We start from the raw sequence: 15073 nt of genomic DNA, 5'->3' as shown, positions 1-15073 counted from the left end.
ACTGAACGCATATCGGGTATAGGTCCCTCTCACCGATCGTTATCAGGCTGATTATATACTCAAATTGTTCGCTCACGCCCGCAAGGCGCGAAGCAATGCAATCGGGACGCTTTCCCGGAGGCGGCGCAATGCGCCTGTCCGGGCGACAAAATCCGCAGGCGGCGCGGGCCGGTAGCCCCGGTAAGCATAGCGCGACCGGGGAACATTCCCGGGTCGCGGCTGACGCCTTACCCGGGCTACAAAATCCGCAGGTGGCGCGGGCCGGTAGCCCCGGTAAGCACAGCGCGACCGGGGAACATTCCCGGGTCGCGGCTGACGCCTTACCCGGGCTGCGAAATTGCCCGGCCTACACGTTCACAGCCGCCATCGGGCCGCTTTCCCGGAGGCAACGAGTATACGCGAAGAGCGCCGTGGAGTGGCGCCCTGTCGCATAATTCAGCCTAATCTGCTACCAGTCGGCATAAGGAACCAACGGCTGCGGCGGCATATCCATATCGCCCTGCCAGCCGGAAGCCGAATAGCGAACGTACAGCAGCGCATGGCTCGGGGTGTAATCCTTCGCCTGCTGGATATCCACCGCCGCCCCGACAAACCAGTTGCTGGTCACCCGTCGTTCTATCAGCGCCCGCGCGGTATAGCCGACGCCAGAACTGCTGCTGCCTTCTTCCGTGAGCTGGCTGGCATCATGACGATACTGCGAAGGAATCAAATTGAGCAGCGGATAGCGCGCCTCGGTTTTGGTGCGCGAGTGGGACCACGACACCGATCCCCCCAGCTCCCATGACCAGTTCGCCGTCCGCTGACGCCAGGTGACCGGCACCGAGAAGGAGACATATTCCTGCGGACTGTAGTAACCGCCCTGACCCAGCGTATAGCCGCTCAGGTCTTTATCGTAGTGCCAGAGCATATTGTTCAGGCCGACGGTGACCCGGCGGTTATCTTCGTTAACCACTTTATAGTAGTAGCCGGTCATCCAGCGCACGCGCCAGTTGTCGGCGACGTTTTTCCCGGTCAACTGGTCGACGCCCAGCGAAGACCAGACGCCGTTGGCCTCGCCTTTATCGTAGCTCAGACTCAGACCGCCGCCGTCGGCGCGCACCCCGCCCCAGGTCTTGCCGGTATGGCCGTCGTTAGGGTTATCCTTCTGCCCGCCAAAGGCCAGCAGCGAGCTGGAGATGGGGCGTCGGTGGAGGTTCACGGTGTAGCCCAGCGGGCCAACGTCGCTGCTGTAGCTCAGGCCGCCCACCACATCAACGACGTTAAAGCCCATCGGCGTGGTGCCGATATCGCCGCTCCAGGTATCGTTCTTCCAGCCCACCGCGACGCTGGCGCCGCTATCGCTCTGATGTTTGCTGCCGCCGCTACAGGCGATTTCACCGCAGGTGCCCCAGCTCGGCGAATAGCTGCCGTCGCTGTTCGTCGAAAAACTCCCGGCATCCATATTAACCAGATCGGTACGGAAGAACATTCGCCCGTCGGCCAGCGGCGCATCCACATGCAGCATCGTGGTATGGGCTTTCAGGTCGGAATAGCCGCCGGTACCGCTGGAGCCCCAGTAATCATGTTCGAGGGTGACGTTAAGATCCTGCTGACGATAAAGATCGGCGGCGTCGCTGCGGATCCCGCGCTTCAGCCAGTCATCGCTGCTGTCGTTACGCGTCAGCCGCGTAAACGTGTCGTTATCCTGCGGGCGCTCGAGGGCGACGCCGGAGGCCACCATTGCATCTTTATAGCCTTCCAGCGCCTGCTGCGGCTCGCCGTTCTGCGCCTGGAAACGCGCGGCGTCGCGCAGCACCAGCGCGCTTTCCATTGACGGCGGCTGCGCTTTCGCCTGCGGAACGATGCGGGCGAAGGTTTGCTGCGCCTGAGCGCGATCGCCCAACCCGGCCTGCGCCTGGGCGATACGCCGCTGCATATTGATAGAATCGATGTCGTCGCCCTTGAGCTGCGCCACCTGGGCGCGGGCGGCGTTTTTATCGCCATCGGCAAGATACACTTCCGCCAGGCCCAGACGCGCATCGCCGTTGTCAGGCTGCTGCCCCAGCACCCGCTGATATTCAGCAATCGCCGTCTGGCTGTCGCCGCGCTGCTGCGCCCAGTCCGCCAGCGTGAGCGCGTAGCGCACCGACGTCGGCTGCTGGTTAATCAGCGCGATCGCCCGGGCTTCCTGACCGCTATCGCGCAGCTGATTCGCCTGGCGCAACACGTTATCGCTTTGCAGGCGCGCCTCCAGCTCGCGAATATTGTCCGTCCACTGCCCGCGCGGCAGGGCGTTAATCTGCGCCAGCGCCATCTCATCCTGATTATTCCCGGATAGATAGAGGCCGTAGGCGTAAACCCGGTCGGCATCGCCGGGCTGGCGGTTGACCATCGCGCGCATGATGGCATCGGCTTCGCTGCGGCTGCCCGCGCTGACCAGATCCCGCGACAGGCGGTAGGCGATCCATACGCTATCCGGATCCAGCGCCAGCCGTCTGCGCTGCACTTCCGCCGCCTGCGCCCAGTTGCCCTGGCTCTCCAGCGCTTCGGCCTGTTTCTCCAGCCGATCGTTCGTCAGGCTGCGTTCGATATCATCAATGCTGCGCCGCTGGCCCGGCGACAGGCTGGCGATGTACGCGCTGGCTTTTTCCGGCGATTCGGCGCGATACAGATTCGCCAGACCGCGCACCGCCAGGCTGTTGCCGCGATCCATTCGCAGCGCGCGCTGGTAGTAACGCTCCGCCGCCGCGTTTTCTTTACGCGCCGCCGCCACGTCCCCCAGCCCCAGCACCGCATAGCTGTCGGTATTGTCTATGCGCTGCGCCTGGGCGTAATTATTTTGCGCCTGCGCCAGCTGGCCGCTTTTGAGGGCGCTATCGCCCTGCTTAATCAGCAGCCAGTAGCGGTTAGTCTTGAGCAGGCTGTCCCACTTATCGCGGCTCGGGCTATCCGGGTCCATTTTGATGGCTTTACTCAACTGGGCGACCGCCCGCGCCCGATCGCCGCGCTGGGAGTACGCCTGCCCCAATGCGCCAACCGCGTCGCTGTCTTTGGCATCCGCCCGCACAGCCTGCTGCAAATCGGCCACGGCCACCGAACCTTTCCCGGCCTTCACCGCCGCCAGCCCCTCCGCGCGATCGCGGAACGTCGGGTCTTTTAGCTGCGTCTGCTGCTGAGCGAGCAGGACGCGGGCATTCGCCGAGGTGGAACCGGTGGGAAACTGCATGAGAAAGCGCTGCAGCGCCTGCACGCTGGCCCGGCTGACCGGCATACTTTTCACTTCGTTAAACCAGATGTCCGCCGCGATACCGCGCCCCGCCGCCGAGCGGGACATCTGCTCCAGATAAGCAAATCCCTCTTCCGGCTTATTATCGCCAAACATCTGTTTCGCCAGCGCCGTTTGCAGCGGGACGTTGCCCGGCAAGCGGGCGTTGAGTTTTTTCAGCTGATTGATGCCTTCGTTATGACGGGCGGGCAGCCGCGCCACCAGCGTCCAGTACTCAATCGCCGCGTCATCATCATCAGGAACGCCGTTAAACAGCTTCTCGTAAGCGGCGATGGCCTCATCAACCTTCCCGGCCACGCCCAGCAGACGAGCCTGCTGCAGCTCCTGGCGACCATCGCCGGTGCTGCTTTTCATTTCGTCACGCGAGGCTTTCAGCTCGGGCGATTCCGGCGCCAGCTTCGCCAGACGCTCCAGCTGCTGCTTCGCGCCGGCGGTATCGCCCTGGCGGAGAAGATAGCGCATCCGCGCGGCAACAACGTCCGGGTTATTCGGGTCGATCAACTCCAGGCGATAGAGCGACTGGCGCACCAAATCCTCACGTTTGCTGGCCTCGCCGAGGCGGACCTGCTCCAGTAGATGTTCCTGAACAGGCGTAGTCGCGGCGTGCGCCAGCGGCATCAGCGCGACGCCTAAGAAGAGGGTGAATAAGCTTAGTGAGAACTTGTGCATTCCTGGTTCCAGTCAGGCCGTAATTCGCCACCGGCGGTGAAGCGAAAACGGTGTTGATCCCATCCCTGGCCGAAAAGGGTCAGGACCGCGCTGTAGTAAGCATCCGCGCCGGGATAGTTATCGGCGACGCGCTGGCGCTGAATGGCGCGTGCATCTTCCTTCTGCAAGAAAGGCAGTAGCGCAGCGGAGAAGCCAACCGGACCGTTGCCGGTAGTTTTACCGGTCGCGATGTTGGTTTTTTCCGGCGGCACGCCCTGGTCAATCGTCCGGGTCGCCATCGGTTTAAAACGCGCCAACAGGCGAGCTTTTTGCTTATCGCCGTCATCGAGCATACCGACCCACAGATAGACGCGAATGGCGTCATAGCTGCCGATAATGGGTTTATCCGCTTTCAGCTGCCAGCCTTTGCTTTTTTCGTAACGCACCCAGTCAGGCGAAAAACCTTTCGGCGCGGTTTCCAGCAGCAGACGCAGATTGCCGTCGCGTATCTTCGGCCAGGGAGCGCCAAACGCGGCAAAGTAGGTCGCCAGCTGCGGCGGCAGATAGCTGGGATTAAAACGCCAGCCGCGGTCATCGACGAAGCCGACTCTCCCCGGCAGAATCATCGGCCCCAGCCCCGGTACGGTGGCGACCTCTTCGTCGGCAATGCGCGCCAGCAGCGCCTTGCCTACCTCGGTGTACTGAGGCGTGTCCCACAGACGTCCGGCCTCCAGCAGCGCCCAGGCTATCCACAAATCGGAGTCCGAGGCTGAATTGTTGTCCAGCACCGTCCATTCGTCATCGCTCTTTTTCCCCCACAGCCAGCCCGGGAGATGCGCGCGCAAATCGCCCTCGGCAAGATTGTTTTGCGTCCACTCGAACAGCTTGCGGAAGCCGTCGCGATCGTTAGCCGCCAGAGCAAAGAACAGCCCGTAGCTTTGCCCTTCCGAGGTGGTGATTTTTCGCGCATCGCTGGGGTCGATAATTCGCCCTTCGGCGCTGACATACTCTTTTTTAAACTGCTCCCAGGCCGGCCACTGGCAGGCGGCGCTCGCCTGCGCCGCCGCCAGCATCAATACCGATAACACCACACCGCGCACCGCGTTCATCATCAATTACTCATCATCAAGGTCGAGGCGGCGACGGCTGATAATACGCAGCATGCGCCATAGCACCCATGCCAGCAGAACGATGCTGACCGCGGCCAGAATAGCCAGCAGCACCGGATGGCTGGAGAGCGCAAACCAGATACGTTCGAACCACGGCAGGTGCCCGATATAGTAAATATCGCCCACCCTCAGGCTGTTGACGCCCGACTCACGAATCACCGCAACGGAACCAAACATCGCCGCGCGTTTACCGCTGTCGTTAAGGGCCTGGGTCAGCAGTTCGTTGCCGCGCGGGCTGTCGGCCAGCAGCGCCACGACGCTGCGCTGATCGTTGTACGGCGACTGGAAGCCAATAATCGCCGCCATCGGCCCGGTCGACGTGACGTCGGTGCGGGTATTCGGCGTTCTGGCCTCGGTATCTGGATAGATGCTGGCCAGATCGTAGTGGCGCATCGGCGTTTTCACCCAGCTTTTGGTCGCTTCAACCAGCAGGTTGATTTTCGTGTCGTCCTTCAGCGCCTGCGGAATGGAGCCAATCAGCAGCAGATCGGCGTCTTTGTCCTTAATCTGGCTGCCGTCGTCGGTCATGCGCAGGTTAATGGCCGCCAGGCCGGTTTGCGCGCCAATGCCGCCGGCCGTCTCCAACAGCGTGGCAACCTGGCCCTCGGTCGGCGATTTGGGCACCACGACCAGGGTATCAGCGAGATCGGCCATCCGGCTGTACGGGAAGCCCGCGTTAGCAAATACGCGCAGATCCGGCATCGCCATAAAGTGATAGTACTTCGAGAAGTCGATGGTCGAGTCGTCGCCTATCACCACGTGGTTCTGTACCGGCTGGAAGGTAATACAGTTATCGATAGAACCGCCCGGCATCGGGTTCATATACTGGAAGTCGAAGCGCAGCTGATTCATGGCGCCGAGGCGCAATGCCGGGATCGTCACTTCCGTTTTGCCATCCAGCAGCCCCTGCAGCACCGGCAGGCGCAGTATCAGCTTATTCACATCCTGCGAGCTGTTGAGGCTGAAGGACTGTAAGAACCGATCGTTAAGGCTAATATCCATGCGCGAGCTGTCCTTGATAGGCGGCATGGTGTAGCGATAGTTCAGGTTCATATCGATGCCGTTGGCGCGCAGCAGGTAGAGGTCCGGCGGCAGGTTCAGCGCCACGTTGATGGAATCCGGCACCAGGCCGCTGGATTGCAACTGCTGTTCGTAGGTTTTCAGCTCGGCAAAGGTCACCGCCCGATCGGTACGCACCCAGTTCGGCGCATCGTAGGGTTTACGCGCCTGCAGCTGTTTGACATCGTCAACCGTCACGCTGCTGCCGCGGAACAGAATATTGCCCTGGGCTATCCCCTTCGCCGCCTGCAGCAGGTCTTTGTCATCCCGCCCGAAGACCACCAGCAGCTTGACGTACGGATTATCCGGGTGGTCGATCATTTCAATCGTCGGCGCCTTAACCGGCGGATGCTCGCGCAGGAAGTCAGGGCGCTTATCGTTGGTCGCAAACACAATGGCGTTACGGTCCGGCAGCGCGTTGTACTGCACCGGGAACTGCTGGCCGCGCCAGCCCGCCTTGCTGCCGAACCAGGAGGCGACGATGGCCGCCGCCTGCTGCTGCAGGACACCCGGCGCGGAGGCGAAGACCATCGGTAGCGTCAGCTGGCGGTTATCGCGCGAATCGTAGAACGGTATCGGGAAATGCGAAAGATCGTTGCGCACGTTCAGCGACTGGTAGGTTAAATCCAGATAGCTTTCGCGACCGACGTCCAGCCACAAGGTGCTGCTGGCCGGGTTTTCACAAACATCGCGATAGTGGCCGACAAACTCAAGGCGCACGCGGTTAAAGTCGGTGATATAGAGCGGATCGATAGGGATCTGCGCGCTGACTTTTTTACCCAGCTGCTCTTTGGTGACCGGCAGCACGCCCATCAGCTCATCGTTAAGATACACCTTCAGCTGCGACTGCACCGGCAGCAGCGACGGAGAGGGGGTGTAGTCGAGATTCAGCAGCGCTTTTGCCACCACTTCATCGCTGCGCATACCGAACTCTACCGACCCCTCAGGGCGCGCGCCGCGCAGCACCATGCTGCCCGGAGGCGGGGCGATTTTGGCGAAGGTCAGCTTCACGTCGCGGGTCGGAGCGTTATCCAGCACCACCACCGGCGCTGCCGGATCGGCAAGCGTCGCCGTGGGCTGGCTGTCCGCCACCGTACCAGCGATACCGGGGACCGTCGTCGTCGGCGCGGCCTGAGTCGCCGCCGTCGGTTCCGCATACGAAGCGAAGGGAGACCATCCGCTAATACCCACCGCTACTGCACAAATCAAAGAGAGTTTTCTGTTCATCGCATTATCATCATTGTTGAGCCATCGCCGGTTCTGCCGAGAGTGTCGCCGCTGCGCGTTCCGGACGGCGCGGAATAAACGAGACAAACCAGGCCACCAGCATGGTGAGCGAGCGGAAAATAACCTTCACCGACGGCGGAGAAAACTCCGCCAGGTGACGATATCCACGGAACCCCAGCTTCAGGATATCCAGCAGGCTTTCCATCGGCTTATCTTCCGGGAAGCTATCCTGCCAAAGCGCCCACGTATCTGCGCGGGCAAACGTACACTGTACAAAATCAATATGCTGTTGATTGCTTAACGGCAGCAGCTGCAGCCCGACCTCGCTGCCGTTGACCCGCGCGACCCGCACCGGGAAGGCGTACTCCTGCTGCCCGCGTTTCAGCAACAGCTTGACGTGCTGGCTTTCCAGCACCTGCGCCTCGCCGTGAATCTTGACACCAAGGCCCCCGTCTGAGTAATCATGGACGGTACAGGAGAACAGGTGCCCATCATCGCGGGCAATCGCCGCCGGCATCGACATCTCCACGCGGTGCGATCGCCGCACCTGCTTGCTTTCAACCGAGACCGCCACCGCGCCGCCGAGAATAATCAGGTTATAGAACACCCAGATAATGCTCACCCACACGGTCAGGATTTCGTTTTCCGGGCCGTACATAAAGCGCCAGATCCCCACCCCCACGCCGACCAGGTTCAGCAGCACGAGGTAGATATAGGGACGAGAGATCACCCAGTCGACGTACTCGTCCTCCACCAGTCCGCCTTTTGCCGTCACGTTGAATTTGCCCTTATGCGGGTTAATCAACGCGACAAAGGTCGGCGGCGCGATATACCACGCCAGCACCGTTTCATAGATCTCGCTCCAGAAAGAGTGGCGGTATTTGCCCTGAATCTTCGAGTTGGTCAGGCTGGCGTGAATCATATGCGGTAGCACGAACAGGGCGATCATCAGCGCTGGCGCATAGATGATATAGGCGTGCAGCAGCAGAAACGCCAGCGGCGCGGTCAGGAAGATCAGCCGCGGAATACCGGACAGAAAGTGCAGCATCGCGTTGACGTAGCAGATGCGCTGCGCCAGCTTCAGCCCTTTGCCAAACAAGGGGTTATCAAGGCGGAAAATTTGTACCATCCCGCGGGCCCAGCGGATGCGCTGGCCAATATGCGCCGACAGGCTCTCCGTCGCCAGACCGGCCGCCTGCGGGATACGCATGTAGGCTGAAGTGTGCCCGCGACGGTGCAGGCGCAGAGAGGTGTGGGCGTCTTCAGTCACCGTTTCCACGGCAATGCCGCCGATTTCATCCAGCGGGCCGCGGCGGATCACCGCGCAGGAGCCGCAGAAGAAGGTCGCGTCCCACATGTCGTTCCCGTCCTGCACCAGGCCATAAAACAGCGTGCCTTCGTTCGGGGTTTTGCGGAATCGTCCCAGGTTGCGCTCAAACGGGTCCGGGGAGAAGAAGTGGTGCGGCGTCTGCATCATCGCCAACTCTTTCTCTTTCAGGAACCAGCCCATGGTCATCTGCAGGAACGAGCGGGTCGGCACGTGGTCACAGTCAAAAATCGACACGAACTCGCCCTTGGCGTACTTCAGGGCGTTGTTGATATTCCCGGCTTTGGCGTGTTCGTGGGTGGTGCGGGCGATGTAGTGCACCCCGACGTCTTTGGCGAACTGGCGAAACTCCTCGCGCCCGCCGTCGTCAAGGATCCAGATATTGAGCTTGTCCTTCGGCCAGTCGATCCCCTGGGAAGCGTAAATGGTGTTTTTCACCACGTTGAGGTCTTCGTTGTAGGTCGGCACGAAAATATCGACCGTCGGCCACTGCGCCATATCCTCCGGCAGCGGGACCGGCTGACGGTTCAGCGGCCAGACGACCTGGAAATACCCCAGCACCAGCACCACCCAGGCGTAGGTTTCGGCGAACAGCAGAATTATCCCGCACACGAGGCTCACGGGATCATCCCAGTTGAGCGTCGAGGTGTAGCGCCACCAGATGTAGCGGCAGGAGACGGTCAGCGACAGCACGATCAGCATCAGGGCCGAAAAGCGTCCCGGAATGCGGCGCACCAGCAGCGCCACGCCCCACAGCAGCAGCAGGAAAATAAACTGCGAGAGCGGATTAAACGGCTGGGTAATACAGAGCAGCGCGAGGATTAGCGAGAAAAAGGTTATCGTGCCCAGAATAAACCGCCGCAGCTTTGGCGACAGGTGAGCCAGCTCTTTATGCTTATCCAGATGACCGGTGCGGGCGTTAACCTTTTCCGGCAGCTTTTCCAGCCACTGGGCATAGCGCCCCTGGACGCCTTCCAGCGCCGCCAGCGAACGCCAGTTGATCTTTTTATCCGGCTCCGGCACCCGCGTCGCCAGCAGCCACACGCATTGCAGCAGGTAGCGAATCGGGTCCAGCGGGCGCGGCCGATGCGGATTAATATGCGGGAAAAACTCGCCGTGACGTTCGCTAATAGCCTGCCAGCGCGGCGTTTCCAGCGGCATAAACGCCCATGCCAGAGATGCCCACAGGCAGCCCAGCGCGGCCGACAGCCACGACGCGCCGTGCTGGCGATAGTCGCGATAGCGCTCGTTCAGCCGTTTCCCGACCGGCGGCGCCAGCAGTAGGGTGCTCAGGCGAATCATTCCGCCCCCTTCCCGGCGTAGTGCAGCAGACACCAGTTGGCCAGGGTCAGTATCTCCTCCGCCGCCAGAGAGTCCTGCCGGTACTCGCCGAGCGGCTGCTTCGCCGCCAGACACTCCGCCATCGCCTCATCACGATGGATAGTCACCGGCAGAATGCGGCGCTGGCTCTCCAGCCACAGCTGATACAAATCCTCCTGCAGCTGGCTGCCGACGCGCAAATCGTTAATCAAAATATCGCTATTGACCGGCAGCGCCTGCTGATGCAGGCGAATATGGCTGTTGCCGTCCGGATGCACAATGACCAGCGTGCGGTCGCAAACGTCAATGAGGGAGCGGGTCAGCGGCGAGTAACCGTCCGGCAGGTCAATCAGCAGCCAGCGGTGATCGCCCTGCTGATGAAGCTTCTGCACCATCCCGGCCATCGGCGCCAGCGTCGGCTGAAGCTGGTCAATGTTCGCGCGCTCGCCCGGCGTCAGCTGCCCAAAGGGCAAAAGATCGATATGCGAGGTGTAGCGCAGACCGGCGTCGCGCCAGTCGCTGCCGTCGATCGTGGCGCGCGCCCAGCCCGCTTTGTGGCTGAAATCGACGTTGAAAAAAAAGCGCAACATGTTGTCCGGGCTGGCGTCCACCACCAGTACGGTTTCACCGAGTAATTGCAGCGCCCAGGCCAGCGCAGCGGTAATCGACGTGGTGCCGGTACCGCCGCGCACGCCCTGTAATCCCAGAATCGCCATCGACGGCTTCCTTACTTTTTCTCTGCTAATTCAGCCAGTAATGGCCAGCGTTTTAGCGCCGCGGTTAACTGCTCGCGTCGGGAAATATCGTGGTAGTGAATATCAGGCAGGGAAAATGCCCGGCTTAACGCCAGGAAATCATTTTGAAACGTGTAGCCCAAAGTCGCATCGGTGGGTACAGCAGGCTCTTTTGCTGGCATTTCTCTGTCCGTTGGAAAATACAATAAATTAAACCGAGAGGCGTAAGATCATCCTTAAAATATGTTTACATGCTAAAACTGATGTCCTTTAATTTCAATGTTAGGTTTACTCTGACGCTTTCGCTAGTAAACTAATCAAGTGTAAATCAAGTCTCACGAGGGACGCCGTGGATATCGTATATTCTTTGGGTATTTCATCATTATGGGACGAAGTACGCCATATGCCCGTGGGTGGAGTATGGTGGCTGAATGTCGACCGCTATGCCGATGCGGTAAGCCTGCTCAACCATACGCTGGCGGCCCAGGATAAACAGAGCCAGGTTGCGGCGATAGTCATGGGTGATAATCCCAATAAAATCATTGAACTAGAGAAAAATTGCGGGCCAGAAAAGGTGGCGTTATTTAGCATGCCGAACCGTGCTGAGGGGCTGCAAGAAATGCACCGCGATTTAGTTTGTTCCCTCGAACCTGGCAATTATTTGTTTATTCTGCTATGCGCTGAAAATGCCTGGCAGAATATAAAAAGCGATGATTTATGCAATTGGGTTGAGAAATCGTATCGATGGACTAATTATCATCGTTGTTCATTACTAGTACTTAATTCCGGGCACGATATCGATAAGCAACTCTCCCCTTTATTACGCGAGTACCGTTCGCTTTCCGGCCTGGCAAGTATTCGTTACCAGGGGGATAACCACCTGTTCGATATCGCCTGGTGGGGGAGTGAAAAAGGCATCAGCGCCCGGCAGCAGCTCATTGTTCTTCAGGATGAAAACGGCTGGCGGCTGGCGCAGGATGAAGAAACGGTGGTGCAACCGCGCAGCGACGAAAAAGTCATTCTTAGCAATCTGCGCGTACTGGAAGGTGCCCCCGCGCTATCCGAATACTGGACGCTGTTCGATACCAACGACGCCGTTTTCAACGCCGGGAGGATGGCGCAGGCAGCAACGCTGATCTTCTCCATTACCCAGAACGAACAGATTGAACAGCTGGGACGCTATATCCATACCCTGCGCCGCCAGCGCGGCAGCGCGTTAAAAATCGTCGTCCGCGAACAAACGCCGAGCCTGCGCGCCACCGATGAACGCCTGCTGCTGAGCAGCGGCGCCAATATGGTTATTCCCAGCGGCGCACCGTTATCCCGCTGCCTTACGCTTATAGAAAGCGTTCAGAAACAGCAGTTTACTCGCCATATTCCGGAAGATTTTAATACTCTGCTGACCTGGAGCCAGCCGCTAAAACTGCGCGGCTACCAGAAATGGGGGGACTTCTGCGAAGCGGTGCACAATATTATGGCCAACACCATGCTGCCCGCCGATGGCAAAGGCGTAATGGTGGCGCTGCGCCCGGCGCCCGGCCTGCGCGTAGAGCAGGCGCTGACGCTGTGTAAGCCCAACCGTATGGGCGACATTATGACCATCGGCAACAACCGCCTGGTGCTGTTTCTGTCATTTTGCCGGGTGAACGACCTGGATACCGCGTTAAACCATATTTTCCCTTTACCAACCGGCGATATTTTTTCTAACCGCATGATTTGGTTTGAAGATAAGCAAATAACGGCTGAAATCATGCAGATGCGCGGGATTCTGCCGGAGAACTGGAACACGCCGCTGCCCATTTCGCTTGGCAAAAATGAAACCATCAACGCCACCCATGACGGGCGAAGCTGGCGGCGCAACCCCGAGGCGCACCGTCTGTCCATTGATGGGGAGCCAACCTTATGATGTCTATCGCCGATATTATTCAGCTGGTCGTCCTGTGCGCCCTGCTGTTCTTCCCGCTGGGATACCTGACGCGCCACTACCAGCGGCGTATTCGCACCACATTAAGACTGATGTTCTTTAAACCCCGTTATGTCAAACCGGCTGGCGTGCTGCGCCGGGAAGCGACATCCAGGCAAGGCAAATCAACGAAATGACCAAACCCAAAACACCCACCGCGTCGCTTCCGCTCTGGCGGTACTGGCGAGGCTTATCTGGCTGGAACTTCTACTTTCTGGTGAAGTTCGCATTGCTATGGGGCGGATACCTCAATTTTCATCCCATGTTAAACCTGGTGTTTCTGGCCTTCCTGCTGGTGCCAATTCCGCAGTATAAGCTGCACCGTATCCGCCACTGGATAGCGATCCCGCTGGGTTTTATGTTGTTCTGGCACGACACCTGGCTGCCCGGCCCGGAAAGCATTGCCAGCCAGGGCTCGCAGATTGCCGGCTTCAGCGCCGACTATATCTGGGATCTGGTGACCCGCTTTATTAACTGGAATATGGTCGGCGCGTTCTTCGTGCTGCTGGTCCTGTGGCTGTTTATCAGCCAGTGGCTACGAGTGACGGTTTTCGTCTCGGCGATCGTGGTCTGGCTGGTGGTCAGTCCGCTGCTGCCCTCTTTCAGCCTTTGGCCGGCAGGTCAGCCGACGACCGCGGCGGCGAACACCGCCGTTAATACGGCTGGCGGAACGGCCATCGCGACCAATACTGCGCCGGCGAATAACGATATTCCGCCGCAGACCGAGCCGCCGACGTCGGCCAATCTCACCAACTGGCTGAATGCCTTTTACGCTTCTGAGCAAAAACGTAAAACCACTTTCCCGGATGCGCTTCCGGCCGATGCCCAGCCGTTTGATGTGCTGATAATCAACATCTGCTCGCTCTCATGGTCGGATATTGAAGCGGCCGGGCTGATGGATCATCCGCTGTGGAAGCATTTCGACCTGCTGTTCAAAAACTTTAACTCGGCGACCTCTTACAGCGGGCCGGCGGCGGCGCGTCTGCTGCGCGCCAGCTGCGGCCAGCTCTCTCATGCGAACCTTTATCAGCCATCGGGCAGCGAATGCTATCTGTTTGAAAACCTGGCGAAGCTGGGCTTCACCCAGCAGCTGATGCTCGGCCACAACGGTATCTTCGGCGACTTCCTGAAGGAGCTTCGCTCGCTGGGCGGGATCCAGAGCCCGCTGATGGATCAAAGCGGCCTGCCGGTCATTCTGCAGGGCTTTGACGGCTCTCCGGTCTATGACGACCAGGCGACGCTGAACCGCTGGCTGCAGTCGCTGGATAAGCTGAATACGCCGCGCACGGCGACCTTCTACAACACGCTGCCGCTGCATGACGGTAACCACTATCCGGGCCAGAGCAAAACCGCGGACTATAAAGCCCGTGCGCAGAAGTTCTTCGATGAGCTGGATAATTTCTTCACCGAACTGGAGAGATCGGGGCGTAAGGTGCTGGTCATCGTCGTACCGGAACACGGTGCGGCATTGAAAGGCGACAAAATGCAGGTTTCCGGCCTGCGCGATATTCCCAGCCCATCCATTACTAACGTACCGGCGGCGGTGAAATTTTTCGGCATTAAGGCAAGACACCCCGATGCGCCGATTATCATCAACCAGCCAAGCAGCTACCTGGCGATTTCTGAGCTGGTGGTCCGCGCCCTCGACGGCAAGATGTTTGACGAAAACGACATCAACTGGCAGCAGTATATTGCCAACCTGCCGCAGAGCGCGGCGGTGTCGGAAAACTCCAACGCCATCGTCATTCAATACCAGGGGAAACCGTATGTTCAGCTGAACGGCGGCAGTTGGGTCCCTTATCCGCAATAAACGAAAAAGGCCGCAGGATGTTACCCCTGCGGCCCCGTTCGGGCGCATGCTGCCACTAAGGCAGGCAGATACCCACCGCCCGGCTACTTCCGGTTATCCATCCGGCTCACGATAATGCTGACCAGAATGCCAGCAATCACCGGAGCCGCCAGATCGTCCCACAGCACCAGGCCCAACTGAGCGAGCGTCATACAGCCGCCTTGTTGCAATGGCAACCGTTCGCGGCTATTCTCGAATTGTTGAGGTTCGAGATTAGCCCCCGATACGTTGCCAGGTTGATACCAAACAACGTGCGGGGGATTTCTCTTTCCAGCAACCCATCCATCGATGCCGCCGGGGTTCAAGCCCCCGCAACATTGCGCCTCACCGGGCGAGCCCGGCTTGCTGACGATTCTACTGGCCCGATCGGGTACCCGCACTCCGCCATTACGCGCGGTGCGAGACGCATTCCAGGAAACTTTTTTGTTGCAGCAATACAACGAAAAAGGCCGCAGGTTGTTACCCCTGCGGCCCCGTTCGGGCGCATGCTGCCACTAAGGCAGGCAGATACC

Annotated in this window: 11 protein-coding genes; 4 read left to right on the top strand and 7 right to left on the bottom strand. The window is 59.6% G+C overall.

Going from position 1 to position 15073, the window contains the following annotated elements; translation table 11 throughout:
• Positions 1 to 95: 95 nt before the first annotated feature.
• Positions 96 to 434: a hypothetical protein gene (locus ABLU88_RS23025; protein ID WP_348838079.1), complete on the top strand. Its 339-nt coding sequence runs from the start codon at positions 96 to 98 to the stop codon at positions 432 to 434.
• Positions 435 to 448: 14 nt separating this feature from the next.
• Here ABLU88_RS23025 and bcsC read toward each other — a convergent pair whose 3' ends face one another.
• From bcsC to bcsR, 6 genes are read right to left on the bottom strand one after another with little or no spacing between them, the layout of a single operon-like run.
• Positions 449 to 3934 (bottom strand): cellulose synthase complex outer membrane protein BcsC, encoded by a 3486-nt coding sequence (gene bcsC / locus ABLU88_RS23020; RefSeq protein WP_348838077.1) that lies wholly within the window; start codon positions 3932 to 3934, stop codon positions 449 to 451.
• Entirely contained in the window at positions 3916 to 5025 is a 1110-nt protein-coding gene (gene bcsZ / locus ABLU88_RS23015) for a cellulose synthase complex periplasmic endoglucanase BcsZ (RefSeq protein ID WP_348838075.1), read from the bottom strand. The genes bcsC and bcsZ overlap by 19 nt, the downstream gene beginning before the upstream one ends.
• 3 nt (positions 5026 to 5028) lie before the next feature.
• Positions 5029 to 7368, bottom strand: a complete 2340-nt coding sequence (bcsB, locus tag ABLU88_RS23010; protein WP_348838073.1) for a cellulose biosynthesis cyclic di-GMP-binding regulatory protein BcsB — start codon at positions 7366 to 7368, stop codon at positions 5029 to 5031.
• A 10-nt stretch (positions 7369 to 7378) separates the two neighbouring features.
• Positions 7379 to 9997, bottom strand: a complete 2619-nt coding sequence (bcsA, locus tag ABLU88_RS23005) for a UDP-forming cellulose synthase catalytic subunit (protein ID WP_348838071.1) — start codon at positions 9995 to 9997, stop codon at positions 7379 to 7381.
• On the bottom strand, positions 9994 to 10731 hold the full coding sequence (gene bcsQ / locus ABLU88_RS23000; protein ID WP_032694187.1) for a cellulose biosynthesis protein BcsQ: 738 nt from the start codon (positions 10729 to 10731) through the stop codon (positions 9994 to 9996). The genes bcsA and bcsQ overlap by 4 nt, the downstream gene beginning before the upstream one ends.
• Before the next feature lie 11 nt (positions 10732 to 10742).
• Positions 10743 to 10931, bottom strand: a complete 189-nt coding sequence (gene bcsR, locus ABLU88_RS22995) for a cellulose biosynthesis protein BcsR (protein WP_004855289.1) — start codon at positions 10929 to 10931, stop codon at positions 10743 to 10745.
• A 167-nt stretch (positions 10932 to 11098) separates the two neighbouring features.
• Here bcsR and bcsE point away from each other — a divergent pair, with 167 nt between their 5' ends.
• Genes bcsE through bcsG form a run of 3 tightly spaced genes read left to right on the top strand, consistent with a single transcriptional unit; the run spans position 11099 to position 14522 of the window.
• Positions 11099 to 12655, top strand: a complete 1557-nt coding sequence (gene bcsE / locus ABLU88_RS22990; protein WP_025106804.1) for a cellulose biosynthesis protein BcsE — start codon at positions 11099 to 11101, stop codon at positions 12653 to 12655.
• Positions 12652 to 12849, top strand: a complete 198-nt coding sequence (bcsF, locus tag ABLU88_RS22985) for a cellulose biosynthesis protein BcsF (RefSeq protein WP_014227175.1) — start codon at positions 12652 to 12654, stop codon at positions 12847 to 12849. The genes bcsE and bcsF overlap by 4 nt, the downstream gene beginning before the upstream one ends.
• Positions 12846 to 14522: a cellulose biosynthesis protein BcsG gene (gene bcsG, locus ABLU88_RS22980; protein WP_025106803.1), complete on the top strand. Its 1677-nt coding sequence runs from the start codon at positions 12846 to 12848 to the stop codon at positions 14520 to 14522. The genes bcsF and bcsG overlap by 4 nt, the downstream gene beginning before the upstream one ends.
• 83 nt (positions 14523 to 14605) lie before the next feature.
• Here bcsG and ABLU88_RS22975 read toward each other — a convergent pair whose 3' ends face one another.
• Positions 14606 to 14713: a type I toxin-antitoxin system toxin Ldr family protein gene (locus tag ABLU88_RS22975; protein ID WP_004855299.1), complete on the bottom strand. Its 108-nt coding sequence runs from the start codon at positions 14711 to 14713 to the stop codon at positions 14606 to 14608.
• Between the last annotated feature and the right edge of the window lie 360 nt (positions 14714 to 15073).

The organism is Klebsiella sp. GW_Kp182 (assembly GCF_040062275.1).
GTDB classification, from domain to species: Bacteria; Pseudomonadota; Gammaproteobacteria; order Enterobacterales; family Enterobacteriaceae; genus Klebsiella; species Klebsiella michiganensis.
The sequence above is the reverse complement of the archived record's forward strand: the minus strand, read 5'-3'. Positions and strand labels throughout refer to the sequence as shown.

Bases quoted from the DNA above. Each gene is read 5' to 3' on its own strand.
- ABLU88_RS22975 (WP_004855299.1), bottom strand. From the start codon at position 14,713: ATGACGCTCGCTCAGTTGGGCCTGGTGCTGTGGGACGATCTGGCGGCT.
- ABLU88_RS23025 (WP_348838079.1), top strand. From the start codon at position 96: ATGCAATCGGGACGCTTTCCCGGAGGCGGCGCAATGCGCCTGTCCGGG.
- bcsG (WP_025106803.1), top strand. From the start codon at position 12,846: ATGACCAAACCCAAAACACCCACCGCGTCGCTTCCGCTCTGGCGGTAC.
- bcsF (WP_014227175.1), top strand. From the start codon at position 12,652: ATGATGTCTATCGCCGATATTATTCAGCTGGTCGTCCTGTGCGCCCTG.
- bcsR (WP_004855289.1), bottom strand. From the start codon at position 10,931: ATGCCAGCAAAAGAGCCTGCTGTACCCACCGATGCGACTTTGGGCTAC.
- bcsZ (WP_348838075.1), bottom strand. From the start codon at position 5,025: ATGATGAACGCGGTGCGCGGTGTGGTGTTATCGGTATTGATGCTGGCG.
- bcsQ (WP_032694187.1), bottom strand. From the start codon at position 10,731: ATGGCGATTCTGGGATTACAGGGCGTGCGCGGCGGTACCGGCACCACG.
- bcsA (WP_348838071.1), bottom strand. From the start codon at position 9,997: ATGATTCGCCTGAGCACCCTACTGCTGGCGCCGCCGGTCGGGAAACGG.
- bcsC (WP_348838077.1), bottom strand. From the start codon at position 3,934: ATGCACAAGTTCTCACTAAGCTTATTCACCCTCTTCTTAGGCGTCGCG.
- bcsB (WP_348838073.1), bottom strand. From the start codon at position 7,368: ATGAACAGAAAACTCTCTTTGATTTGTGCAGTAGCGGTGGGTATTAGC.